The following is a 24,320-nucleotide window of genomic DNA, read 5'->3' as shown; positions in this document are numbered from 1 at the left end:
CGGGTGTGGCGCGGATGCGGAAGGAAAAAGAGAAAAAAATAGATGGGACGCTGCTGGTGACGGTATGGATTCTGCTTGGCCTTGGCCTTGTGATTCTGTACAGCGCCAGCGCGTATAACGGCCGGGTCAGATTCCATGACCCGGCTTATTATTTCAAGAAGCAGCTCTTTGCAAGTGCGCTCGGTGTGATCGGTATGTATGCGGTTGCAAAAATAGATTACCGGCGGCTGTTTGCACTGGCACCGTGGTTTTATGCGGCTTCCCTTGCGCTCTCGACGGCGGTGCTCTTTTTCGGAAGTGAGTACAACGGCTCGAAGCGGTGGTTAAAGCTTGGCCCCTTATCGTTCCAGCCCTCGGAATTTGCCAAGATGGCGGTGATTCTCTTCCTGCCCTGGGTGATGGAGCACACGAAAGGCCGGTCCGACAGTCTCTGGTTTATGACAAAGGCGGTGCTGTGCACCCTGCCGATTGCAGCGCTTGTCGGAAGCAATAACTTAAGTACGGCGATTATTTTGCTCGGAATCTGTGCGTTTCTGATCTTTATTTCACATCCGGGCTACCTGCCGTTTCTCGGAATCGGAGGCGCCGGCATCGGGTTTATTGCCGTTTTTCTAATGATGGAGAGCTACCGCCTTGAACGCCTTGCCATCTGGCGCAACCCGGAGGCGTACGAGAAGGGGTTCCAGACCATTCAGGGACTCTATGCGATCGGCAGCGGGAGAATCTTTGGCTGCGGGCTTGGAAAAGGCCTGCAGAAGCTTGGCTTTGTGCCGGAAGCGCAGAATGATATGATCTTTTCGATTATCTGTGAGGAGGGCGGACTGTTCGGCGCCTGCCTGGTGATCGCCGTGTTTGCGGTGCTGATCTGGCGCTTGATGGTCATTTCGATCCATGCGCGGGATCTTGGCGGAGCACTGATTGCGGGCGGAATTATGGGGCATATTGCGCTTCAGGTGATCCTGAACATCGCGGTTGTGACAAATACGATTCCGAATACCGGCATTACGCTGCCTTTTATCAGTTACGGCGGCACCTCCGTGCTGTTTCTGCTCGGCGAGATGGGGCTTGCCCTGTCGGTCTCGAGGGACACCGATTAAAAAGGCGGAAAAGCGCTGCAGAACGGGAACAAAACGGGAGTGTAATGCATACCGTAAAAAGAGAGGCCGGATGGGAGAGAACAGGTGGGAGTATATCAGATTCTCGGCGGAAGGCGGCTTTGCGGAACGGTAACAGTCCAGGGTTCCAAAAATGCCGTTCTTCCCATGATCGCGGCGGCGGTTCTGACAAAAGAGGAGGTCGTGCTGGAAGGCTGCCCGAAGATTTCCGATGTGGAGGATATGGCGGAGATTGTAAGAAGCCTTGGCGGAACAGTCTGGTGGGAGAGGAATGCGCTCCACCTGAACTGTGAAAAGATCGAAAAAAGCCGTGTGGAGGGAGCGCTTTCGAAGAGACTGCGCGCCTCTCTTTTGTTTCTGGGAAGTCTTCTTGCAAGGACAGGGGAGGCATACCTTGCAGGGGCCGGCGGCTGCCGGATCGGAAAGCGGCCGACGGACCTGCATCAGAGGGCAATGGAGCTTCTGGGAGCCGAGGTCTTCGAGGAGGACGGCACCATTCGGGCAAAGGCAGATCATCCGAAAGGAGCCGTGCTCTGCTTTCCGAAAAAGAGCGTCGGGGCGACGGAAAATGCGGTTCTTTTTGCTGTCGGAGCGGAAGGTGCAACAAGGCTGGAGCACTGTGCGCGGGAGCCGGAAGTGGTTCATCTCTGCCGGTTTCTTAAGGCCATGGGAGCGGAGATTACCGGCGAGGGGACGGAGCAGATTACCGTTTACGGAAGGCGGGGAAAGAGACTGCTGTCCGGCTGCCGGTATCGTGTTCCGGGTGACCGGATCGCGGCAGGGACGTATCTTCTGATGGGCGCGGCGACGCGGGGGCACCTGACGCTTTCCGGCGCGCCGCTGGACGAAATGGGGGCGGTTCTGTCCCTCTATCAGAAAATAGGTGGACAATATACAAGGAAGAGTGGTACACTGGTAGCAGACAGCAAAAACGTGCAGCATGCTGTTCCGTACGTGGAGACAGAGGAATATCCCGGTTTTCCGACGGATCTGCAGTCGCTGTATCTGGCGGCAGCGATGACGCTGGAAGGAAAGAGCTGTATCTGTGAAAATGTATTTGAGGACCGCCTCCGGACGGCAGAGGAGCTGCAGAAAATGGGCGGTACGCTGCAGATCTACGGAAAATGGCTGATGGCCGAAAAAAGCCGTCTGCACGGTGCAGAAGTTGTTTCCCAGGATCTTCGGGGCGGCGCGGCACTCGTATCGGCGGCGCTTGCCGCAGAAGGATTTTCCACAATCCGGCAGACAGAACTGATTGAGCGGGGGTATGAACGGTTTCCAGAAACGCTCCGGGAACTCGGAGCCAAGATTATCGTAGAAAAAGAAATATGAGACAGAAAAAAAACAGAAAAAAGAAGAAAAACAGAAAAATACGGATTCTGACCGGGGTGGTGCTTGGCGTCGGCCTTGCAGGTGCCTTGTTTTTTAATGTGTTCAAAATCCGCAATATCCAGGTGGCGGGGAACACCCGGTATACAAAAGATGAAATCAAAGAGATGGTCGCGGGCGACAAGTGGATGAAAAACACGGTGCTTCTTACGACGTTTCATTCGAAGGTTGATATGAGCGATATTCCTTTTATGAACTCCGTGGAGTTTACGTTTGTAAGCTATGACACCATCTGCATCCAGGTAAATGAGAAAAAAGTGGTCGGTTATGTCGAGTACGAAGGCCAGAAGGTCTATTTTGACAAGAACGGCATCGTGCTGGAGTGCGTGGACGAGGAGCAGGAAACACCTGCGGAGGGTGAGTCTTCCGACGGAACTGCCTCCGATGGAACGAGTGCGGATGGATCCCTTACGAGTGAGCCGCTTGCATCCGAAAGCAGTACGTCCGACGGTGCGCTCTCGGCGGATACGATTAAAAGTGCACGTGTGACAACGACAGACTTTCAGCCTACCCTTTCCGATGTTCCGCTTGTAACAGGACTTACGTTTGACTATGTGACCGTGAACGAGCAGCTCCCGGTTGAAAAACCGGCAGTTTTCCGCACCATGCTCGCACTTACGAGAATGACGGAGAAATACAATATCACGCCGGACAGTGTGGAATTTAATGAGAACAGCGAAATTATTCTGCATTACTATGATACCGTGCGGATTCTGCTTGGAACCGATACGGCGTTAGAAGAAAAGATGACGCGCGTAGCAGCAATCCTGCCGAGCCTTTCCGGTCTTTCCGGAGAACTCCATATGGAGGATTACAAGGACGGCGACAGCAGCTTTGTCTTCTCGAAAGATGTATAAGAGGAAAGGAAAGCCGTCAAAAAAACGCAATAATCCTGAATTTTTTATGAAATACGAAAAAAACAGTTGATTATTTTCCGAAGAAATTATATTATATCTTTATGTATGACCATCAGAATATCAGACTATTTTGAGATAGACAGCAGTTCATAATCAAAAGGAGGAAGTTGAAATTGTTAGAGATCATGACAAATGAGGCAGAATCATCTGCAAAGATTATCGTAATCGGTGTAGGTGGTGCAGGAAATAATGCTGTAAATAGAATGGTGGAGGAATCCATCGGCGGCGTTGAATTCGTTGGAATCAACACCGATAAACAGGCGCTGACCCTCTGTAAGGCACCTACCATTCTCCAGATCGGCGAGAAGCTGACCAAGGGACTGGGCGCAGGAGCAAAACCTGAGGTTGGAGAGAAAGCAGCCGAGGAGAGCATCGAAGAGCTCAAACAGATCATGGAAGGCGCTGATATGGTATTCGTCACCTGCGGTATGGGCGGCGGAACCGGAACAGGTGCAGCACCGGTTGTAGCAGGCGTTGCAAAAGAAATGGGCATTCTGACTGTCGGCGTTGTAACAAAACCGTTCAAATTCGAGGCAAGAACCCGTATGAGCAATGCGCTGATGGGAATCGAAAAACTCGAGGAAAACGTAGATACCCTGATCGTGATCCCGAACGACAAACTTCTTGAAATCGTAGACCGCCGGACAACCATGCCGGAGGCATTAAAGAAAGCAGACGAGGTTCTGCAGCAGGCCGTACAGGGCATCACAGACCTGATCAACCTGCCGGCACTCATCAACCTCGACTTCGCAGATGTTCAGACCGTTATGACCGACAAGGGTATCGCCCACATCGGTATCGGCGAGGCAAAGGGCGACGACAAAGCGCTCGAGGCTGTACAGCAGGCTGTTTCCAGTCCGCTGCTTGAGACCACCATCGAGGGTGCAAGCCACGTTATCATCAACATTTCCGGAGATATCTCCCTTATGGATGCAAATGATGCTGCAAGTTACGTACAGAATCTGGCTGGAGAGGATGCAAACATCATCTTCGGTGCTATGTATGATGATTCTGTTACCGATACAGCGAAGATCACCGTTATCGCAACAGGCCTCAACGATGCAACGGCGAAACAGGCAAGCGTATCCCGCAAAGAGCCGGCAGATGCAAGAAAGAGCGCATTTTCCAGCAGCAGCTTCTCTGCACAGGCAGCCGCTCCGGTACACACTGCTCCGAAAGCTTCCGCTCCGGTACAGCCGCAGCCACAGGTTCAGGTGCAGCCGCAGGTACAGGCTCAGCAGACCATGACAAGCAATGTTCCGAAAAAGGACATCCAGATCCCGGATTTCTTAAGAAACCGCAGATAAGCAAAGAATAATAAGCAAATAACGAATTTACCTCGACACGCCGCAGACCGAAAATGTTGCGGCGTGTCGAAGTTTGTTGATCAAAAAAGAAGGTCATTCTTCCGAAAACGACAAAAAATTCACCCCCTTCCGTCTATAATAGGGTCTGTTAGAAATTCAGACCATGCAAAAGGCGCAGGGGGTGTTTTTTTGCACTATGAGATCTTTCTGGATCTTCTCTTTGCAGAGAATCTTCTGCTGAATTATACTATTCTGCGCCTTTCCTCCTTTCTTCTGAAACGATCTGCCACGCGAAGAAGGAGTTTTGCGGCAGCCGCGCTCGGCGCCGGTTATGCGGTGCTGTATGCCGTGTTTGCACGGTATCTGCCGGGTGCGCTGCTCGCCCTGGTCGGAATCGGAATTACAACAGGGATGGTGAAATCTGGCTGCAGAATCACGACAGTACGGGATCTTGTGGTGGGAATGGCAGGCTATATACTGTCCGGTTTTCTGATCGGCAGTGCATACCGCCTGTTCCGGGAGCTGATGCCGGGAAGGGGAATTTTTCTTTTTCTTCTTTCCGGGAGTGCCGCATATGCGGGAACACTCCTCCTGCTGAAGATCCGAAAGGAGATGCTCCTGGAACACGCCAGGCAGGTTACGGTACAGCTTGTGCAGAATGGGAAATGGAAAAAAGTAAAAGGACTGTACGACACGGGCAATACTTTGCGGGATGCCACAACCAAAAAGCCGGTCTCGGTCGTACCGTACACTGTGATACTCGAATTGTTCCCGGACGAAATGCGGACAGGGATTGCGGCGCTTGCAAGGCACGAGACGGTGCCGGAGCCGGAACGGCTTCTTGCGCTGCAGCCCCGTTACATACCGTTTCGCGGACTGGAAGGCCGGGGCTTTCTGCCGGTGATCCGGATCTCGGAAATGATTCTTGTGACAGAACATACAGCCAGGCACATAAGCGGACCGCTGATTGCGCTTGGCGGAGAAAATAGTTCATCTCCCAGGGGCTATGAAATAATTTTGCATCCAGATCTCATGGAAGGACAGGAGGAATGAAGTATGCTGCAGGCTGCACTGCCAAACGGATTCCGGCTTCGTATGCTGCCGCGGTCCGTGCCGGCTGTATTTCGTCAGACAGGAGAAATTTTTTATATCGGGGGCACAGATGTTCTCCCGGCGCCTTTGGAAGGACAGGAGGAGGCCGATGCGATTGCGGGGCTTTCCGATCCGGAAAACGAGACGGCAAGGAGCGAGCTGATCGAACACAACCTGCGTCTCGTCGTCTACATTGCACAGAAATTTGATAATACAGGAGTTGGTGTGGAGGATCTGATTTCGATTGGAACCATCGGCCTCATCAAGGCAATTAACACGTTCAATCCGGAAAAAAAGATCAAGCTTGCCACGTACGCGTCCCGGTGCATTGAGAACGAGATTCTGATGTATCTGCGGAGAAATAACAAGACACGGATGGAGGTCTCGATCGATGAGCCGCTCAATGTAGACTGGGATGGAAATGAGCTTCTTTTGTCGGATATCCTCGGAACGGAGGAGGATGTGATCTATCAGGGGCTCGAGCAGGAGGCGGAACACCGCGTGCTGGGAAGCGCAATCAGCAAGCTCTCTGAGCGGGAGCAGGTGATCGTGAAACTCCGGTTTGGCATCAATATGCCAGAGGGGCGGGAGAAAACGCAGAAAGAAGTCGCGGATCTTCTTGGAATTTCACAGTCGTATATTTCGCGGCTGGAAAAACGGATTATGAAACGGCTGCGGAAAGAGATTGCGCGGTATGAATAGAGCATAAAAATGCCCTGCCCGGAGGAAAAACCATTGTTTTGGTCCCGGGCAGGACATGATTTGCTGCTTGTCTTAAGAAATGATCGTTTTATCGTGTTTCAAAACGGCATACGCTGCAGGCGTGCGGAGCAAGAGAAGCAGAAAAACCGCCGTTTAAAGAAAGTGCTTTACCGCTCCAGAGTTCTTTCGCCGCAACAGACTCCAGTGGGCAGTCTGCATCGGCAAGTGTGGAAGAAACCGTCTGCGGTGCATCCGAAAGATTAAAAAGTGCAACGTAGGTTGTTCCGGTTGTGTCATCCTTTGCATACCACACAGCTTCATTGTCTGTACGCGTGATCTGATGCGGACGAACGGACGGAGGCAGCATCGCGAGAATATCCGTGTTCGTAAGAAGTGCCAGTGTATCGTCATCGAGAAGCGTCATTTCGGCACCGAGCATCAGTGGAGAGCCGAAGAGACACCAGAGTGTCATCATCGTTTTCTGCTCATCCGGGGTAAAATACGTATGATGTTCTGTAGCAAAACCTTTTCCGAGTTCGCCAAGCGGCAGCATATCACAGTCCGGATAACAGCCGGCAGAGACGTGGCTCTGCCAGAGCTCGCAATGCTGGAACATATCCTTTAACTGTGCCCAGTTGTCCCAGAAATCATCGGTGATGCGCCAGAGATTCGCGTGCTTTTCATAGAACCATGCTTTCTCTATGAGCGCAGGTCCCGGAGACAGAGAGAGGACGATCGGCCGTCCGCATTTTTGGATGGCATTCGAGAGCATCTCGATCTCATGCGCAGCTGCAAACGGATTTTTGTGCATGTTGGTATTACAGATATCATCGCATTTAATGTAATCAACACCCCAGGAAGCGTAGAGCTCCAGCAGGGAATCATAGTAAAGCTGTCCTTCCGGAAGATCGCGTACACCGTACATATCCGGATTCCAGCCGCAGATGACCGTAGGATCGACAACGTGTTCAGCACCAAGAGAACTGTTCTTGATCTTTCCGTGATGATGTGCAGCGATTCGCGGAATACCGCGCATGATGTGAATTCCGAATTTCAGCCCCAGACTGTGTACATAGTCGGCAAGTGGTTTAAAGCCGGAACCGTCTGCAGAAGATGGAAAACGTTCGGGATCCGGCAGCAGACGGGAGTATTCGTCCATTTCCAGTTCAGAGAATGGAATATACTGATACCGGTCGCGCATGGAACCGGCCTTTTTTGCATACCACTGGATATCCACTACAATATACTCCCAGCCATATGCTTTTAAGTGCTTTGCCATATAGTCGGCATTTGCCTTTACCGCAGCCTCGTCCACGGTTGTATCATAGTAATCGTAGCTGTTCCAGCCCATCGGTGGGGTTGGTGCACATGTATTTTTGTTTGTCAGATGCATAAGAAAAAACTCCTTTCTAAAGCAATGCTTGTTTTTTTCTGATAAGAAAAGTATAATAAAGGACATAGTGCAAAACAAGAAGACAAACCGGATAAAAGAGGTAATTTTTTGATGGAAGATCTGATCGGAGTATATGGAATCCTGGATCTGGATCACTGGCCGAACGCTCCGTTTTTGCTGCTGGACGGCGGGGTGGAAAAGAGATGGAAGGAACCGTATGCATTTCATAATACAGACCGCGGAACATATTCCGGATGGCTGATGCAGTATACGCTTTCGGGAACAGGATGGTTTGAAAAAAACGGAAAAACGTATGAAATGCGTCCCGGGAGAGGATTTTTGTGTCAGATTCCGGAGAATAGCAGATATTATCTGCATCCGGAATCCGAAGAACCATGGATTTTTCTGTATTTTCATTTTCGTGGAAGTGCAGTGTCCTATGCGGCAGAACGACTGTTTGAAAAAACAGGAGATGTTTTTTATGCGGATGCAGATAGCGAGCCAATTCGGACTGCACTGCAGATGCATCGAAAACTGAAAAACGGTTACCGGTCGGAACCGTATGAATGCGGTGTGTTTTTGTATCAGTTTTTTTGTTCTCTTCTGCGGGAGGTACAGCGTCCGGAGCGGAAGCAGACACATTTTTTTGTTCGGGAAGCGATACGGCAGATGGATACCGACTGCGCATCTGTGCAGGGGATTGAACAGCTGGCAGAACAGAGCCGGGTTTCCTTTGCCCATTTTACGAGATGCTTCCGGGAGGAAACAGGCGTTTCTCCCATGCAGTATCTTCAGGAAGCGAGAATTCGCAAAGCGATGACGCTGCTCTTGAATACCGGAAAGAGTGTGGAAGAGATTGCAGCAGAAACCGGATTTTCCAGTGGAAACTATTTTGGAAAAGTATTCCGTCACCATATGGGAATCTCGCCGTCGGCATACCGGAAAGAACGGCAGAACGGTGCTGTCTGAAGTCTTGGTTTTGTACGAAGATGTACTTGCGGAGAAATTCCGGGAGTATGGAAGAAAAAAGGGAGGAACAAAAAGAAATGGAACGAGAAACATTCCAATCGCGCCTTGGCTTTCTTCTGCTTTCGGCAGGATGTGCCATCGGCATCGGAAATGTATGGAAATTTCCGTATATGGTAGGAAACAACGGAGGCGGCATTTTCGTGCTGTTTTACCTGCTGTTCCTTGCCATCATGGGAGTTCCGATTCTGTCGATGGAGCTTGCCATCGGAAGAGGAAGCAAAAAGAGTACCGTGCGCGCGTATGGGGAACTGGAAAAGAAAGGGCAGAAGTGGCATATCCACGGATACGTTGCCCTCATCGGAAACTATCTGCTGATGATGTTCTACACCGTCGTTGCAGGCTGGATGCTGTACTATTTCTACAGCTTTTTAATCGGAAAATTCAGCGGCCTGACAGGCGACGCCGTAACCGGAAAATTCAACGAGATGCTTTCATCTCCGTCGATTCTTGTCATTACCATGCTGATTATTACAATTGCAGGCTTTCTGATCTGTTCGGTGGGTCTGCAGAACGGCGTGGAGCGTGTTACAAAGGTGATGATGATCGTGCTGATGGTCATCATGATTTTCCTTGCGGTTTACAGCTTTACGATGCCGGGTGCCAAAGAGGGACTGAAATTCTATCTGGTGCCGGATATGCAGCAGATCGAACAGGTGGGACTGTTCCACATTATCACAAACGCGATGAGCCAGGCATTTTTTACGCTGAGCCTTGGTATCGGCGCGATGCTGATTTTCGGCAGCTACTTAAACGGCGGAAAATCCCTGCTCGGCGAGGCAGTCAGCATTGCAGCGCTCGATACGTTTGTAGCGATTACCGCAGGCCTCATCATTTTCCCGGCGTGCTTCTCCTACAACGTACAGCCGGACAGCGGCCCGAAGCTGATCTTTATGACGCTGCCGCACATTTTCACCTCGATGAAGGGCGGACGGATTTTCGGAAGCTTCTTCTTCCTGTTCCTGTTCTTTGCGGCGCTGTCTACCATCATTGCTGTATTTGAGAATATCATGTGCTGTTTTTCTGAGATTTTCGGCGTTTCCAGAAAACAGTCAGCCATCATCAACTGCATTCTGGTGATCTTAGGATCCCTGCCGTGTGCACTCGGCTACAATGTGTGGTCCGGATTCCAGCCGCTCGGCGCAGGAAGCACCGTTCTTGATCTTGAGGACTTTATCGTCAGCAACCTTCTGCTGCCGGTCGGCTCTCTGATTTACCTTCTGTTCTGTACTTCAAAATGGGGCTGGGGCTTCAAAAACTACCAGGCAGAGGCAAATAAGGGCGGGGGCCTGAAAGTGCCGGACTGGGTACGGGTTTATCTTTCTTATATTCTGCCGTTGCTGCTTCTGGTATTAATTGTCCAGGGACTGATCGGATAAGACAGGAACAAAAAGGTCAATATCAGACGAAAAAAAGATAAGAAAAGAACTGGAAAAAAAGCCAGGAATACGAGATAATAAAAGACAAGAGACCAGAACAGGTGCCGGGACCCGGAAGTATCAGGTGTCCCGGCACTTGTCGGATCAGAAAGGATACAGGAGAAAGGGGAACAAAATGGGAAAATTTACACCACTGGATTTCAACAAATATGCAGCACTGGCCCGTCAGGCAGCGGCAGAAGGCTGTGTACTTCTGAAAAACGAAAATGAGGCACTCCCGCTTCGAAAAGGAGACAAAGTGGCTGTTTTCGGAAGAATTGCATTCCACTATTATAAGAGCGGACTTGGCTCCGGCGGTCTTGTCAATACGAAATACGTTGTCGGTATTCTGGATGCCTTAAAAGAAGAAAAAGACATTACACTCGACGAGAATCTTCTTGGAACATACGAAAAATGGATCGAGAAAAATCCGTACGACGAAGGACAGGGCTGGGGCAAGGTGCCGTGGTCCCAAAAAGAGATGGAGCTGACCGACGAGATCGTGGAGAGTGCAAAAGGCGCCGATGCAGCCATCGTTGTTGTAGGCCGTACCGCAGGTGAGGATCAGGACAACAAAAATGAGGCAGGCAGCTATCTCTTAACCGATACTGAAAAAGAGATGGTAGAAAAAGTCAGCAAAGCATTTGCAAGAACAATCGTTGTGCTGAACGTCGGAAACATTATCGACATGAAATGGGTGAAAGAGTGCAATCCGGCAGCTGTTCTCTATGTATGGCAGGGTGGTCAGGAAGGCGGAAACGGTGTTGCCGATGTACTGATGGGAAGAGTCAATCCGTGCGGTAAGCTGACCGACACGATTGCAGAGAATATCGAGGACTATCCGTCCCAAAGCTGCTTCGGCGATCTGACCCGCAATGAGTACAAAGAGGATATCTACGTCGGATACCGCTACTTTGAGACCTTTGCAAAAGAGAAAGTATTGTATCCGTTCGGTTTTGGTCTTTCCTATACGACATTTGCCGTGACCGCAGAGGCAGAAGAGAAAGATGTTGACAATGTAACCGTGACGGCAACCGTTGAAAATACCGGCAAAACGGATGGTAAAGAGGTTGTTCAGGTTTATGTAAAAGCTCCGCAGGGTGTTCTTGGAAAACCATCCCGCGCACTCGTCGGTTTTGCAAAGACCGGTGTTCTTGCACCAGGCGCAAAAGAGACGCTGACGATCGATGTGACCAAAGAGAGCTTTGCATCCTACGATGACAGCGGTGCAACCGGCCACAAATCCTGCTACGTACTCGAAGAGGGCAGTTATGAGTTCTACGTCGGAAGCGATGTCAGAAGCGCAGCCTTTGCCGGTGCATACGAGCAGCCGTTCAAAGTGGTTGAGATCCTGACCGAGGCTATGGCTCCGGTAGAAGCATTTGAGCGCATGAAAGCTGTTCCGGGCGAAGACGGAACGTTAAAACCGGGATATGAGGCAGCTCCTCTGCGCACCGTAGATCCGATCGAGCGCATGAAAGAAAACCGCATGGAGCCGATCACCTATACCGGTGACAAAGGCTACAAGCTCGGTGATGTCCTGGATAAGAAAGTAACGATGGAAGAGTTCGTGGCACAGCTTTCCGATGAAGATCTGATCTGCATCTTCCGCGGCGAGGGCATGTGCAGCCCGAAGGTTACTCCGGGAACCGCAGCAGCATTCGGCGGCCTGACACCGGAACTGCAGGAATTCGGTATTCCGGCAGCCTGCTGTACCGACGGCCCGTCCGGACTCCGCTTTGACTGCGGAACGAGAGCCTTCTCCATGCCGAACGGAACCCTGCTTGGCTGTACGTTTGACCTTCCGCTGGTAGAAGATCTGTACGAGATGGCAGGACGCGAGATGAGACAGAACCGTGTCGATGCCTTGCTCGGACCTGGTATGAATATTCACAGAAACCCGCTGAACGGCCGTAACTTTGAGTATATCTCCGAGGATCCGTACCTGACCGGATGGATCAGTGCCGTACAGATTCTTGGTATGGAAAAATCCGATGTAACCGGAACCATCAAACATTTCTGTGCAAATAACCAGGAGTCCAACCGACATCATGTGGACGCCGTTGTTTCCGAGCGTGCCCTGCGTGAAATCTATCTGAAGGGATATGAAATCGCAGTCAAAGAAGGCGGCGCAAGATCCATCATGAGCACTTACGGACCGGTCAACGGCATCTGGACTGCAGGAAATTACGATCTTCTGACCACGATTCTGCGCGGCGAGTGGAACTACGACGGCTTCGTTATGACTGACTGGTGGGCAATGTCAAACCGTGAGGGATATGAAGCAACCAAAACAACCCATGCACCGATGGTATCTGCCGGAAACGATGTCTTCATGGTATGCACCGACTGCTCCGATATGGGACAGGACGATGTGAAAGAGGCACTGGAAAACGGCGAGATCACAAGAGGCGACCTGCAGAGAAATGCGATGAATGTCCTGCATTTCATCCTTGGAACTCCAAGCATCTTACAGTTCCTGGACCGCATCAGCGAGGAAGAGAAAGAAGCACAGGAGCAGATGGGCGACAACGATTTCGTTGCAGCAGATCTTGTAACATACGAGGCAGATCCGGCAACGGGAGATGTTGTGATTGACGCATCCGCATGGAACACGAAAAAAGGAAACAGTGAAGTATGCGGTGTTACGATTCTGGCTGACAAGATGGGAACGTACGATATCGAAATCGAGATGAAATCCGATCTGGAAGACCTCGCACAGCTGCCGGTAACCGTGTACATCGACAATATCGTAAAAACTATAATCAGCATCCGCGGAACAAAAGGTGAGTGGATCAAAGAGACGAGAGACCTTGGCTTCTTCTTCGGCCCGAACCACTACCTGAAGCTGTACTTCGGCGCAAATGGTCTGGAGCTTGGAAAGATCCGCCTGAAGTTAAGAGAAGGCATGGAAGTACTGAGCAAACACGAGGAATAAATAAAAAAAGAAATACAGAGAAAAACCGGAACCCGGGAGCTGCTGTTTGAAAGCGGTGCCGGGTTCCGGTTTTTCGTATGAAAGAAGATTTTTATGGAAGAAGCTGTTTTTTAGTGAAGCTCGTCCTCATCCACATCAATCACATTGTCATCGTGCAGGATTTTCTGCTGGTTGATCTCGGTCTGGATGACGTTTTTGATCCGGCGTTTTGCGCGGCCCATGTAGTAGGTGGTGACAAGATCGGAAATGCCGCTGTAGACAAGGCAGATACCGATGAAAATGTTTGTGGTTGCAACGGCATCAAACGGATTGGTACAGATGATGATGCCGAGAACGCTGGTTAAAAGAGCCAGCAGGAACTCAAGCCACCATTTTTCCAGCCCTGTTTTTTTGAGGTTGAACGCCTTCTGAATGCTGAGCAGTCCGTTTGCCAGAAGGATGATACCGATGACAACCGGGATGAATGCGATTACAAGGTCACTTTCAAAGATAACGAAGCAGCCGAACAGAATCAGTACCAGGGCAACGAACAGATCGTAGCGGAAGAAAAACGGCTCGCCGCGGCTTGCAATGTAGCGGATCAACGCAACAACGCCGCCAAACAGGAGCAGTGCTCCGGCGATATAACAGATCAGCAAACTCGTTTTTACGGGGTAGACGATCAGCACGATACCTAGTATAATAGAGACAGCGGCTGAAAGCAGGAAACTGTTTTTCACATCCTGAAAAAATTGTTTCATAAGGATTCTCCTTTCCACTTGAATGTGGTTTTTCGTTTGCTTTTATAGTAGCTTTTCAAAGCAGAAAAAGCAATGGACAAATTGAAAAAAATGTACGAAGAAATGGAATCGTGAAACGGAAGAAAGAGAGGGTAAAAAAGATGCAGGACGAACAGAAAAAGTTCCAGGAGAAGCTCTCCGAATTGCTGTCCTACGCCAGAGACCATGAAAATAAAGTAACGATGAAAGAAGTCAGAGACTTTTTTGAAGACTTTGCACTGGATGAGCAGAAAGTCACCTTTGTCTGCGAATATCTGACGATGGAGCAGGTCGATGTGGCAGATTATGAGCCGGGCGTCGTGCCGGAGGAGACCGAAAAAGAAAAGAAAAAACCGGAGTTTTCCGAGGAGGAGCTGCGTGCCTTACAGCAGTATCTTGACGAACTGCCGGAGACAGGAACACCGTCGGAGGAAGAAACGGCAGAGCTTTACCGGAAAGCGGCAGAGGGCGATTCCCTTGCAAAGAGCATGCTCGTGCAGCTCTGGCTTCCGAAAGTTATTGAGACCGCAAAAGAAATGCACACCCGCGATTTCTTCCTGATGGATCTGGTGCAGGAGGGAAATGTCGGACTTTTAGTAGCGCTGGAGTCCGTTGTAAAAGCTGAGACGGCGGAGCAGGCGATTGATGCGGCTGTGCGTGAGACGATCAGCGATTTCATGGAAGAACACAGAGTTCAGAAACATAAGGACAATACTGTAGTCAATAAAGTAAACCGCTTAAAAGACGCCATCGAGGAACTCTCCGACGGCGATGACATGGATTTCAGTGTGGCAGAGCTTTCCGCGTATCTTGACATGTCCGTGGAAGAGATTGAGGATATTCTGCGGATTGCAGGCGAAGAGCCGTAACAAAAGGCTGGTATTTGCACAGAAACTGTGTGAATTGGCAATAAAACAAAAGCAAAGGAGAAAAATACAATGGTACATCATATTGTTATGTGGAAATTCAAACCGGAAGTAGAGGATGCAAAGAAACCGGAGCTGAAAAAAGCGATGGCAGAGAACCTGAAAAGCCTGGTCGGCAAAGTGCCGGGACTGTTGACGGTTGACTTTGTAGAAGCACCGCTTGCATCTTCCACCCATGATATGGCACTTGTCACAACACTGGAAAAAGCAGAGGATGTAGCTGTATATGCAAAACATCCGGAGCACGTAAAAGTAGCAGACACCTATGTACGTCCGTACACAACGGAGCGTGCGGCACTCGATTACGAAGAGTAAAAACAAATACGGACTTTAGCTCGTTGCCCGTGTAAATAAAAAAGTATCCCGCTTCCCCAAAAGGAACGGGATACTTTTTTTGTGCCGAGAAGATCAATTCCTGATCTGGTGAATACGTTTCATTTAAGTGTTTTTCTGTTCTTCCTTCTGCAGTTCGTCAATTGTAAGCAGCAGCTCATCGATGGAAACCTCTTCGTCCTTCGGATCTTCCGTAATTTCTCTGACCAGTTCTTCGTACGTTCTTCTTCTGCGTTCCAGCGCTTTCCGCGACCGCTCCCGCCGGATGCGGCGGACATACCGCAGGCGGAGGACAAAGAGCAGAATCAGAACGAGAAGGACAAACGGCATCGCCAGAAAAACAGGATCTGCCTTCCGGATACGGGCAAAAAGGGATGCACCGGCCGAGGCAAGATGGCGGAACCAGGAAGCGGCATGCACAGTGCTTTTCCAGAACGCTGCGAAATGGGAAGCCACAGATGAGAAGGAAACCGTGGATGATGCCGGTGCTTTGGAAACGGCCGGTTCCGGTGTCTGGGTTATGGCCGGTGTTTCGGTCGGCGTCGCAGTCGGCGTCGGTGTCGCCGTCGGAACCGGTTCAAACGTTACGGCAAGGGTATGATCCTTCTGGATATCGGAAAATGTGTAGCTGTCCGGATATTCCGTCACCGGCAGATACAAGCCGTCCACCGAGAGTTTCGCGAGCCGGAAGCCTTCGTCTGCCGTGTAGGAAACGGTTTTTTCCTCTCCGCGGGAAACTTCCCCGCCCTCGGACACCGAGCCATGCTCCGCCGCGGAAGTGGAAACCGTGAACAGATACGGCACCCGGGTGCGGTAGAACTGCACATACCGTCCACCATCTGCCTTTTTTACGTTTACAATCGCAATAAATTCCCCAGGATTTGTCTCGCAGAGGTCCTCTGGTTCATCGATGGTGATATCGTCGGAAAAGCCAAAATCAACCGTGTCGTCCGCAAGCAGTGTTTTCTGCGAGAGTGAGTATGTCTGGATAAAGTTTCCGATTCCGAGATGCATCGTCAGTGGAAAAATAAAAAAGAGATCGCCGGAAACACAGAGATCCTGAAAATTTTCCATGTAAAAATCGAAGGGATACGTGCCCCAGTCATCCACCACCTGAAGTGAGGCATCGAGAAGTTTAAAGCCGTAGCCGCCGTCCGCATCGGTCTGGATCAGATAGCCGCCCGTAGAGGGAAGATAATCGATGCCGAGAATATTGTAGCTCGTCGAGAGCTGAATCCGCTCTTTTTGCTCCAGGGTATCCGGGTCGAGGCGGAAGATACATCCGTAATTGGAAGCATCCGGGCTGCTGTAGCCGCTCACGAGGATTTCATGTGTGACGGGATTGTATGCCATACCGTTTGCGTGAGCAAAGTCTGCGTCCCTTACCTGATGCGCGAGGGAATACTGCGTAACGGGATTTCCGTCTGCGTCTGTATCATTTTTATAGTAGGCAGAGACTACGTCCGGCTCTGTCGTCAGATCATTAAAATTTTCGATGCAGATGATATAATCTTCCGTCGCACAGACGGACTGCACCGCGCCGTTGCTGCCGAGAATCGGATATTCCCCGACCAATTCCCAGGAGGCGCCGGTAAACGGCGTACTGGAGGCAAAACCAGCCTGACAGAGCATGGGATGAGCGAGGAAGAGAAAAATGCCCAGAAAAAGGGCAAGAAAAAACCGGCCGGATTTCTTGCCGGTGGGAGATTTTATCGAAAAATTTGTAAATGCAAGCCGCATATGATGTGTAGGTCCTTTCTTACAGAAAAAAGGTGAACTTTTTCTGTCATCCTATCTTACCACGGAACCGGCGGAAAGTAAATGAAGGAGGGATGGAGATTTTCTTACATATCGTTTAAGAAAATGTAATAATTTTGTAGTGTTTGCCGATGCAAAGTAGTTGTAAACATTTTACCGTCCTGGTAAAATAAACATAACAGAATTCAGAAAATTGTGAAGAAAAAGGAAAGGCAGAGAACCGATGATTAGAATCAAAGATATTGCAGACCGCGCAGGAGTCAGCCCGACGACGGTTTCGAATGTAATACACGGAAAGACAGGGCGCGTCTCAAAGGCGACGGTCGAGAAAATCAACCGGATTTTAAAGGAGATGGAGTACGTGCCGAGTATCAGCGCGCGCATGCTGGCGAACAACAGCTCCGGTCTTATTGGTGTGGCGCTTGGTTTCATGAAGAAAGGAAATGCATCGTCCTTTGAGGATCCCTTTGTGTCGGCAATGCTTGGAAACCTGGAATATCAGATCCGGGAACACGGCTATTATATGATGCTGGTTGCGCGCCATGAGCAGGACGATCTTATGCAGCAGGCGCTCGGCTGGAATTTTGATGGCATGATTGCAATGGCTCTGAAGGAAAAGGAGATTGCAGAACTCTCGGAACGTCTCGGAAAACCGCTGGTAACCATTGATCAGTATCTCCCGCCGGAACTTGGAGTCCGCTCCATTACGATGGATGACCGCGGCGGTGCGTACCAGATGAGTCAGTACCTGATTGGAAAGGGACATAAAAAATTTCTCTTTTTATCCGACTGCGATCTCGGGGTTGACCACTATCGGTGGCTCGGTGTGCGTCAGGCGATGGAGGAGGCGGGAATTGAGGACATTGAGAGCCGCCATATTGTGATCCCGTGGAATCCGGAGCAGAGAGAGAAGGCATATGAGGAGATGCTTCCGTTCTTCAAAAAACAGACAGCGCTCTTTTTTTCATCGGATTACTATGCACTTGAAGCATCCAACTTTCTGCAGAACAGGGGAATAAAGGTTCCAGAGGAAATTTCAATTGCGGGCTTTGATGATGTTACCTATGCGACACTTGCGCGGCCGAAGCTGACTACCGTACATCAGATGGTGGATGGAAAAGCACGCCGTGCCGTAGAGGTACTGATGCACCTGATCCAGGATGAACCGGTACAAAAAGATATTCCGCCATTGCCGACAACACTGGTGGAACGGGAGTCGGTAAGAGATCTGACGAAGTAAATAGTTACCAAAATCACAGAAAAACTCTTGTAGAAACTGCTGGTTTTACGCAAAACTATTGAAAAATCACCGTGAAGTATGGTAAACTGTGCTTGCAAACGACAGAATCAAAGAACCAGACACGTTCTGGGGATGAAATAAAGGAGGTAAAAAAATGGACAAAAAATGGTGGAAAGAAGCCGTAGTGTATCAGATTTATCCACGCAGCTTCATGGACAGCAACGGAGACGGTATCGGCGATTTAAATGGTATCACATCCCGTCTGGATTATCTGAAGGATCTTGGCGTGGATGTTATCTGGCTGTCTCCGGTGTACCAGTCACCAAACGATGACAATGGATACGATATCAGCGATTACCAGGCAATCATGCAGGAATTCGGAACAATGGAGGATTTTGACCGCATGCTTTCGGAGATGCATAAAAGAGGCATCAAGCTGGTCATGGACCTTGTTGTCAATCATACTTCAGATGAACACAAATGGTTCGTGGAGAGCCGCAAATCGAAAGACAATCCATACCGCGATTATTATATCTGGCGTGATGCAAAAGAGGGAAAAGAGCCAAACAACTGGGGAAGCTGCTTCTCCGGCTCCGCATGGAAATACGATCCGCAGACCGAGATGTATTACCTGCATCTGTTTTCCACGAAGCAGCCTGACCTGAACTGGGAAAACCCGACCGTAAGAAAAGAAGTTTTCGATATGATGAACTGGTGGTGCGAGAAAGGCATCGACGGCTTCCGTATGGATGTCATCAGCATGATCTCCAAACCGGAAGGACTGCCGGATGGAAAGATTCCGGAAGGCGGACTCTACGGTGACTCCGGCTGCGTAAACGGACCGCATGTTCATGAGTATCTGCAGGAGATGAACAAGGAAGTCCTTTCCAAATATGATCTGATGACGGTCGGTGAGTGTGCCGGTGTCACGATCGAGGAGGCAGAAAAATATGCATCCGCAGACGGCAAAGAGCTCAGCATGGTATTCCAGTTCGAGCTGGTTGAGCTGGCAAGCGGAAAATACGGCAAATGGACGGACAAACGCGTACCGCTCAAAGATTTCAAACGCGTCATGACAGCATGGCAGACGGAGCTTGAGGGCAAGGCATGGAACAGCCTCTTCCTTGGAAACCACGACCAGCCGCGCTGCCTGTCCCGTTTCGGCGATGATTCACCGGAATACCGTGTGGTAAGCGCCAAAATGCTGGCTACCTGCCTTCATATGATGCAGGGTACCCCGTACGTATACCAGGGCGATGAGCTCGGCATGAAGAACGTTCCGTTCCACGATCTGTCCGAATTCCGCGATATTGAGAGCATCAACGCGTTTCACGAGCTGACCGGAGCCGGAAAAGTAGCGCCGGACGATATGATGCGCTACCTGAACCTGCGCGGAAGAGACAATGCAAGAACTCCGATGCAGTGGGATGATACCGCTTCGGCAGGATTTACCACAGGAACCCCGTGGATCAAAGTCGGACCGGATTACGAGACCGTCAATGCAAAAAATGAGATGGCGGATCCGGATTCTGTATACAATTATTACAAGAAACTGATTCATCTCCGGAAAGAGAAGGATATCATGGTTTACGGAACGTACGAGCTGCTCGATCCGGAAGACGAGGCACTGTATGTATATACCAGAACCTTAGGCGATCAGAAACTCCTCGTGATGTGCAATTTTACAAAAGAGGAGCAGGAGTACACGGTTCCGGAAACCTTTGCAGGAGCAGAGGTACTGATCAGCAACTATCCGCAGGACGGCGCGGCAGCAGGGACACGAAAACTGCGTGCGTATGAGGCAGTTGTTCTGGAAACCAAATAAAAAATGCAGAGGAACCTGTGGCAGAACGGATTTTTGCCACAGGTTCCCGTTCTCAAAATACGGCAAAAACCGGTAAGAGTAAGAAAGGGGAAAATAAAACATGAAATCATATCTGAAAATGGAGACACATCCGCTTGCAGATCCGAAGAATGTAGTAAAGGGCGATAAATATCGTATCACGGTGCTGACGGAGCATCTTCTTCGGCTGGAATACAGTGAGGACGGTGAATTTATCGATGCGGCATCCCAGACGGTTGTAAACCGTGATTTTCCAGCAGTGGAATTTTCCGTCAAAGACACAGGCGATGAGCTGGAGCTGCGTACAAAGTATCTGCAGCTGAATTACAACAAAAAGGCATTCTCTGCAAACGGACTTTCCTGCAAAACAACGGCAGTCGGCATCAGTTCTGTACCGGCATGGCATTACGGAGATCCGACACAGGATCTTGGAGGAACGGCCCGTACGCTTGATCAGGTCAACGGAGCATGCGAACTGGAACCTGGTATCATGTCCTGGTTTGGTTCCGCTGTTCTGGATGATTCGAAGTCGCTTCTGATGACAGAGGACGGTTGGGTGACCCCGAGAAAGAAAGGAGTGCAGGATCTGTACTTCTTCGGCTATGGCTGGAATTTCCGTTTGGCATTAAAGGATTTCTACCACCTTTGTGGCAAGACACCGATGCTTCCGAGGTTTGCGCTTGGAAACTGGTGGAGCCGTTACTGGCGTTACAGTGAAACATCCTATATGAAACTGATGGAAGACTTTGACAAAGAGAACGTTCCCTTCTCGGTTGCTGTTATCGATATGGACTGGCACCGTGTAGACGATGTGGATCCGAAATACGGCAGCGGCTGGACCGGCTACAGCTGGAATAAAAAACTCTTCCCGGATCCGGAGCGTTTTCTTGGAAAACTCCATGCACGCGGCATGAAGACAACACTGAATGTCCATCCGGCAGACGGAATTCGTGCGTATGAGGACTGCTATCCGGAAGTAGCAGAGGCTATGGGAGTGGATGCAAAAAAAGAAGAGCCGGTCAATTTTGACATTGCGGATCCGAAATTTGTTGATGTATATTTTGAAAAAGTTCATCATCCGATGGAAAAAGAGGGCGTCGATTTCTGGTGGATTGACTGGCAGCAGGGACAAAGTACCAAGATCGAGGGTCTTGATCCGCTGTGGATGCTGAATCACTATCATTTTCTTGACAGTGGAAGAGACGGAAAACGTCCGATGACCTTCTCCCGCTATGCAGGACCGGGCTCCCACCGCTATCCGGTCGGATTTTCCGGAGACACCCACATCACCTGGGAATCCCTGGATTTCCAGCCATACTTTACCAGCACAGCCTCCAACATCGGCTACGGATGGTGGAGTCATGATATCGGCGGCCATATGCTTGGCTACCGTGACGATGAGCTTGAAGCAAGATGGTATCAGTACGGAGTCTTTTCTCCGATCAACCGTCTGCACAGCTCTAACAGTGCCTTCAGTGGAAAAGAGCCTTGGAACTTCAGTATGGAAGTGCGCAGCACAATGGATGATTTCCTCCGTCTGCGTCATAAACTGGTGCCGTATCTGTATACGATGAACTACCGTGCATGGAAAGAGGACACACCGATCGTTGTTCCGATGTATTATGATTACCCGGAGACGGTTTTCTGGGGCAAAAATCAGGCACCGAATCAGTACTTCTTCGGAAGCGAGCTGATGGTAACACCGGTGACAACGAAATGCATTCCGGAGCTGAAGCGTGCAAAAACAAAGGTGTGGCTGCCGGAAGGTACGTGGTTTGATTTCTTCAACGGAATGATTTACGAGGGCGGCAGAAGTATGGATCTGTACCGTACGCTCGAGGAGATCCCGGTTCTTGCGAAAGCAGGTGCGATTATCCCGATGACAGAGAAGATCAGTGCGCTGGATGTAGAATCCAACCCGGATGAGCTGACGGTACGCGTTTACGCGGGCGCGGACAATACATTTGTCCTGTACGAGGATGACAATACTACCATGGCATATGAGAAGGATGACTGTGCAAAAACATCGATGACGCTCGACTGGGGTGCGCGGAAATTTACGATTGCACCGGTTGAAGGCAATCAGAGCTTCGTTCCGGAAAGCAGAATGTACTGCGTAGAATTCGGCGGAAGTACGGCAAAAGAAGCGAAGGTCTTTGTAAACGGCGTGGAAGCGGATGCAGAAGTCAAAGAGAAAGACGGACTTCTTACGATCGCGGTAACAGATGTAAAACCGCAGGATACCGTGACAATCTGTCTGCCGGAAGATACGGAGATTGCAAAGAACGATGTCATGACACGTGCGATGGATCTGCTGCTGCACGCCGAAATCAGCTACATCACCAAAGAGCAGATCGCAAATCTTCTTCGCAAAGCAGACGGAAAGGTAGCAATTCTGGCTGCAGAGCTGCAGAGCATGGAACTTTCAAATGATCTGCGCGGTGCGCTGCTGGAGATCATTACGGCATAAATTGCTGCAGAAAAACACGATTTGATTTACAGAAAAAGAATTCTGTGATACGATACATACAAAGAAAAGGAAGAGAGCGTGGCAGTGGATTCTGTCAGGCTCTCTTCTTGAAATGTGAGACAGGAGGATTTTTAAACGTGGGAAAATACATCATGGCACTTGATGCCGGCACAACGAGCAACCGCTGTATTCTGTTTGATCAGAAAGGACAGATCGTAAGCCTTGCGCAGAAGGAGTTTACCCAGCGTTTCCCGAAACCGGGCTGGGTGGAGCACGATGCCAATGAAATCTGGTCCACGATGCTCGGTGTAGCCGTGGAGGCAATGCAGAAAGCGGGCGCGTCCTACGAGGATATCGCGGCAATCGGCATTACAAACCAGAGAGAGACGACGATCGTCTGGGACAAAAAGACGGGAGAGCCGGTCTACAATGCAATTGTATGGCAGTGCCGCAGAACATCGGAATACTGCGATTCCCTGATGGAGCGCGGACTGGTTGACCGTTTCCGGGAGAAAACAGGTCTTGTGATCGATGCGTATTTTTCAGCCACGAAGCTGAAATGGATTCTAGATGAAGTTCCGGGCGTGCGCGAGCGGGCGGAGCGAGGCGATCTCTATTTCGGAACAGTGGAGACGTGGCTGATCTGGAAGATGACAAAGGGAAAGATACATGTCACCGATTACACCAACGCGTCCCGTACAATGCTGTTCAATATCCATACCCTGAAATGGGATGAGGATATCTTAAAAGAGCTGAACATTCCGCTCTGTATGCTGCCGGAAGTCCGCCCGTCGAGCTGTGTCTACGGGGAGACGGCATCCACATATTTCGGCGGCCCGATTCCGATTGCGGGAGCAGCGGGAGACCAGCAGGCGGCGCTGTTCGGCCAGACCTGCTATGCGCCGGGCGAAGCGAAAAATACATACGGAACAGGCTGCTTCCTGCTGATGAACACGGGAGAAAAGCCGGTTTCTTCGACACACGGTCTTGTTACCACGATTGCATGGGGCATCGGGGACAAGATTACGTATGCGCTCGAGGGATCCATTTTCGTCGGCGGAGCCGCAATCCAGTGGCTGCGCGATGAGATGAAGCTGATCGAGTCCTCGGCGGATTCCGAGTACATGGCGCAGAAGGTGAACGACACGAACGGCTGCTACGTCGTGCCGGCGTTTACCGGCCTTGGCGCACCGTACTGGGATCAGTATGCGAGAGGAACCATTCTCGGCCTGACCCGCGGCGTCAACAAATACCATGTGATCCGCGCAACGCTGGAGTCGATCACGTATCAGGTGGATGATGTCTTAAAAGCGATGGAGGCAGATTCCGGCATGAAGCTCTCTGCGCTGCGTGTGGACGGCGGAGCAAGCGCCAACAACTTCCTGATGCAGTGCCAGGCGGACATCAGCCAGGCGCCGGTGGAGCGGCCGTACTGCATCGAGACGACCGCGATGGGAGCAGCTTATCTTGCGGGACTCGCCGTCGGCTACTGGCCGGATCAGGAGACGGTAAAACAGAACGGAGCCATTGACCGTACGTTTGAGCCGGAGCTCTCGAAAGAGGAGCGCGATGAGAAGATGAACGGATGGCACAAAGCAGTCCGTTACGCCGAAGGATGGGCAAAATAGAAAAAGATTTTGGAAATGCAGAAAAGGAACGGTTTCGTAATGAAAACCGTTCCTTTTCGCGTACTGT

Annotated in this window: 18 protein-coding genes; 15 read left to right on the top strand and 3 right to left on the bottom strand. The window is 50.4% G+C overall.

Features of this window, described 5'->3' with window-relative positions:
• Positions 1 to 14 precede the first annotated feature (14 nt).
• From DW769_RS02010 to sigE, 6 genes are all read left to right on the top strand, one after another.
• A complete protein-coding gene (locus DW769_RS02010) occupies positions 15 to 1,097 on the top strand; it encodes an FtsW/RodA/SpoVE family cell cycle protein (RefSeq protein ID WP_117509641.1) in 1,083 nt (360 codons plus the stop codon).
• An 84-nt stretch (positions 1,098 to 1,181) separates the two neighbouring features.
• Positions 1,182 to 2,447, top strand: a complete 1,266-nt coding sequence (gene murA, locus DW769_RS02005; RefSeq protein WP_117509640.1) for a UDP-N-acetylglucosamine 1-carboxyvinyltransferase — start codon at positions 1,182 to 1,184, stop codon at positions 2,445 to 2,447.
• On the top strand, positions 2,444 to 3,361 hold the full coding sequence (locus DW769_RS02000) for a cell division protein FtsQ/DivIB (RefSeq protein WP_117509639.1): 918 nt from the start codon (positions 2,444 to 2,446) through the stop codon (positions 3,359 to 3,361). The genes murA and DW769_RS02000 overlap by 4 nt, the downstream gene beginning before the upstream one ends.
• A gap of 185 nt (positions 3,362 to 3,546) precedes the next feature.
• Entirely contained in the window at positions 3,547 to 4,728 is a 1,182-nt protein-coding gene (gene ftsZ / locus DW769_RS01995; protein WP_055219889.1) for a cell division protein FtsZ, read from the top strand.
• 189 nt (positions 4,729 to 4,917) lie between these two features.
• Positions 4,918 to 5,781, top strand: a complete 864-nt coding sequence (locus tag DW769_RS01990) for a sigma-E processing peptidase SpoIIGA (protein ID WP_158554986.1) — start codon at positions 4,918 to 4,920, stop codon at positions 5,779 to 5,781.
• Between the two features lie 42 nt (positions 5,782 to 5,823).
• Positions 5,824 to 6,522: an RNA polymerase sporulation sigma factor SigE gene (gene sigE, locus DW769_RS01985; protein ID WP_330377007.1), complete on the top strand. Its 699-nt coding sequence runs from the start codon at positions 5,824 to 5,826 to the stop codon at positions 6,520 to 6,522.
• Positions 6,523 to 6,610: 88 nt separating this feature from the next.
• On the opposite strand, the gene DW769_RS01980 is transcribed toward sigE, so the two are convergent.
• Positions 6,611 to 7,915, bottom strand: coding sequence for a glycoside hydrolase family 27 protein (locus DW769_RS01980; protein ID WP_117509637.1), 1,305 nt, complete (start codon positions 7,913 to 7,915; stop codon positions 6,611 to 6,613).
• Positions 7,916 to 8,026: 111 nt separating this feature from the next.
• Here DW769_RS01980 and DW769_RS01975 point away from each other — a divergent pair, with 111 nt between their 5' ends.
• From DW769_RS01975 to DW769_RS01965, 3 genes are all read left to right on the top strand, one after another.
• Positions 8,027 to 8,884: an AraC family transcriptional regulator gene (locus DW769_RS01975; protein ID WP_117509636.1), complete on the top strand. Its 858-nt coding sequence runs from the start codon at positions 8,027 to 8,029 to the stop codon at positions 8,882 to 8,884.
• 77 nt (positions 8,885 to 8,961) lie between these two features.
• A complete protein-coding gene (locus DW769_RS01970) occupies positions 8,962 to 10,320 on the top strand; it encodes a sodium-dependent transporter (RefSeq protein ID WP_055226948.1) in 1,359 nt (452 codons plus the stop codon).
• 175 nt (positions 10,321 to 10,495) lie between these two features.
• The gene (locus DW769_RS01965; protein WP_117509635.1) at positions 10,496 to 13,297 is read left to right on the top strand and encodes a glycoside hydrolase family 3 protein; all 2,802 of its coding nucleotides are present in this window, start codon (positions 10,496 to 10,498) and stop codon (positions 13,295 to 13,297) included.
• Between the two features lie 110 nt (positions 13,298 to 13,407).
• On the opposite strand, the gene DW769_RS01960 is transcribed toward DW769_RS01965, so the two are convergent.
• Complete coding sequence (locus DW769_RS01960) at positions 13,408 to 14,037, bottom strand: HdeD family acid-resistance protein (protein WP_022462612.1); 630 nt, start codon at positions 14,035 to 14,037, stop codon at positions 13,408 to 13,410.
• 140 nt (positions 14,038 to 14,177) lie between these two features.
• Between DW769_RS01960 and DW769_RS01955 the strand changes: the two genes are divergently transcribed.
• Positions 14,178 to 14,924, top strand: a complete 747-nt coding sequence (locus tag DW769_RS01955) for an RNA polymerase sigma factor region1.1 domain-containing protein (RefSeq protein ID WP_147326102.1) — start codon at positions 14,178 to 14,180, stop codon at positions 14,922 to 14,924.
• Between the two features lie 69 nt (positions 14,925 to 14,993).
• Positions 14,994 to 15,296, top strand: coding sequence for a Dabb family protein (locus DW769_RS01950; protein WP_022462610.1), 303 nt, complete (start codon positions 14,994 to 14,996; stop codon positions 15,294 to 15,296).
• Positions 15,297 to 15,419: 123 nt separating this feature from the next.
• Here DW769_RS01950 and DW769_RS01945 read toward each other — a convergent pair whose 3' ends face one another.
• Entirely contained in the window at positions 15,420 to 17,054 is a 1,635-nt protein-coding gene (locus DW769_RS01945; RefSeq protein WP_117509633.1) for an InlB B-repeat-containing protein, read from the bottom strand.
• 241 nt (positions 17,055 to 17,295) lie between these two features.
• On the opposite strand from DW769_RS01945, the gene DW769_RS01940 reads away from it, so the two are divergent.
• The 4 genes from DW769_RS01940 to glpK all read left to right on the top strand — a co-directional run bounded on the left by DW769_RS01940 (position 17,296) and on the right by glpK (position 24,253).
• Complete coding sequence (locus DW769_RS01940) at positions 17,296 to 18,312, top strand: LacI family DNA-binding transcriptional regulator (RefSeq protein ID WP_117509632.1); 1,017 nt, start codon at positions 17,296 to 17,298, stop codon at positions 18,310 to 18,312.
• A 154-nt stretch (positions 18,313 to 18,466) separates the two neighbouring features.
• Positions 18,467 to 20,137 (top strand): glycoside hydrolase family 13 protein, encoded by a 1,671-nt coding sequence (locus DW769_RS01935; protein WP_117509631.1) that lies wholly within the window; start codon positions 18,467 to 18,469, stop codon positions 20,135 to 20,137.
• A gap of 100 nt (positions 20,138 to 20,237) precedes the next feature.
• A complete protein-coding gene (locus tag DW769_RS01930; RefSeq protein WP_117509630.1) occupies positions 20,238 to 22,625 on the top strand; it encodes a glycoside hydrolase family 31 protein in 2,388 nt (795 codons plus the stop codon).
• Positions 22,626 to 22,762: 137 nt separating this feature from the next.
• Positions 22,763 to 24,253, top strand: coding sequence for a glycerol kinase GlpK (gene glpK, locus DW769_RS01925; protein ID WP_117509629.1), 1,491 nt, complete (start codon positions 22,763 to 22,765; stop codon positions 24,251 to 24,253).
• Positions 24,254 to 24,320: the final 67 nt, after the last annotated feature.

Origin of the sequence: Blautia sp. AM29-29 (genome assembly GCF_003480555.1) — a bacterium.
Taxonomy (GTDB): domain Bacteria; phylum Bacillota; class Clostridia; order Lachnospirales; family Lachnospiraceae; genus Fusicatenibacter; species Fusicatenibacter saccharivorans.
Note: the sequence above shows the minus strand (reverse complement) of the source record. Positions and strands in the feature narration are given on the sequence as shown.

What these genes read in the sequence shown, in the direction of transcription:
- DW769_RS02010 (WP_117509641.1), top strand. Translation starts at nt 15, where the DNA reads ATGCGGAAGGAAAAAGAGAAAAAAATAGATGGGACGCTGCTGGTGACG.
- sigE (WP_330377007.1), top strand. Translation starts at nt 5,824, where the DNA reads ATGCTGCCGCGGTCCGTGCCGGCTGTATTTCGTCAGACAGGAGAAATT.
- DW769_RS01945 (WP_117509633.1), bottom strand. Translation starts at nt 17,054, where the DNA reads ATGCGGCTTGCATTTACAAATTTTTCGATAAAATCTCCCACCGGCAAG.
- DW769_RS01935 (WP_117509631.1), top strand. Translation starts at nt 18,467, where the DNA reads ATGGACAAAAAATGGTGGAAAGAAGCCGTAGTGTATCAGATTTATCCA.
- DW769_RS01955 (WP_147326102.1), top strand. Translation starts at nt 14,178, where the DNA reads ATGCAGGACGAACAGAAAAAGTTCCAGGAGAAGCTCTCCGAATTGCTG.
- DW769_RS01970 (WP_055226948.1), top strand. Translation starts at nt 8,962, where the DNA reads ATGGAACGAGAAACATTCCAATCGCGCCTTGGCTTTCTTCTGCTTTCG.
- DW769_RS01960 (WP_022462612.1), bottom strand. Translation starts at nt 14,037, where the DNA reads ATGAAACAATTTTTTCAGGATGTGAAAAACAGTTTCCTGCTTTCAGCC.
- DW769_RS02000 (WP_117509639.1), top strand. Translation starts at nt 2,444, where the DNA reads ATGAGACAGAAAAAAAACAGAAAAAAGAAGAAAAACAGAAAAATACGG.
- ftsZ (WP_055219889.1), top strand. Translation starts at nt 3,547, where the DNA reads ATGACAAATGAGGCAGAATCATCTGCAAAGATTATCGTAATCGGTGTA.
- DW769_RS01940 (WP_117509632.1), top strand. Translation starts at nt 17,296, where the DNA reads ATGATTAGAATCAAAGATATTGCAGACCGCGCAGGAGTCAGCCCGACG.
- DW769_RS01930 (WP_117509630.1), top strand. Translation starts at nt 20,238, where the DNA reads ATGAAATCATATCTGAAAATGGAGACACATCCGCTTGCAGATCCGAAG.
- DW769_RS01975 (WP_117509636.1), top strand. Translation starts at nt 8,027, where the DNA reads ATGGAAGATCTGATCGGAGTATATGGAATCCTGGATCTGGATCACTGG.
- DW769_RS01980 (WP_117509637.1), bottom strand. Translation starts at nt 7,915, where the DNA reads ATGCATCTGACAAACAAAAATACATGTGCACCAACCCCACCGATGGGC.
- DW769_RS01950 (WP_022462610.1), top strand. Translation starts at nt 14,994, where the DNA reads ATGGTACATCATATTGTTATGTGGAAATTCAAACCGGAAGTAGAGGAT.
- DW769_RS01965 (WP_117509635.1), top strand. Translation starts at nt 10,496, where the DNA reads ATGGGAAAATTTACACCACTGGATTTCAACAAATATGCAGCACTGGCC.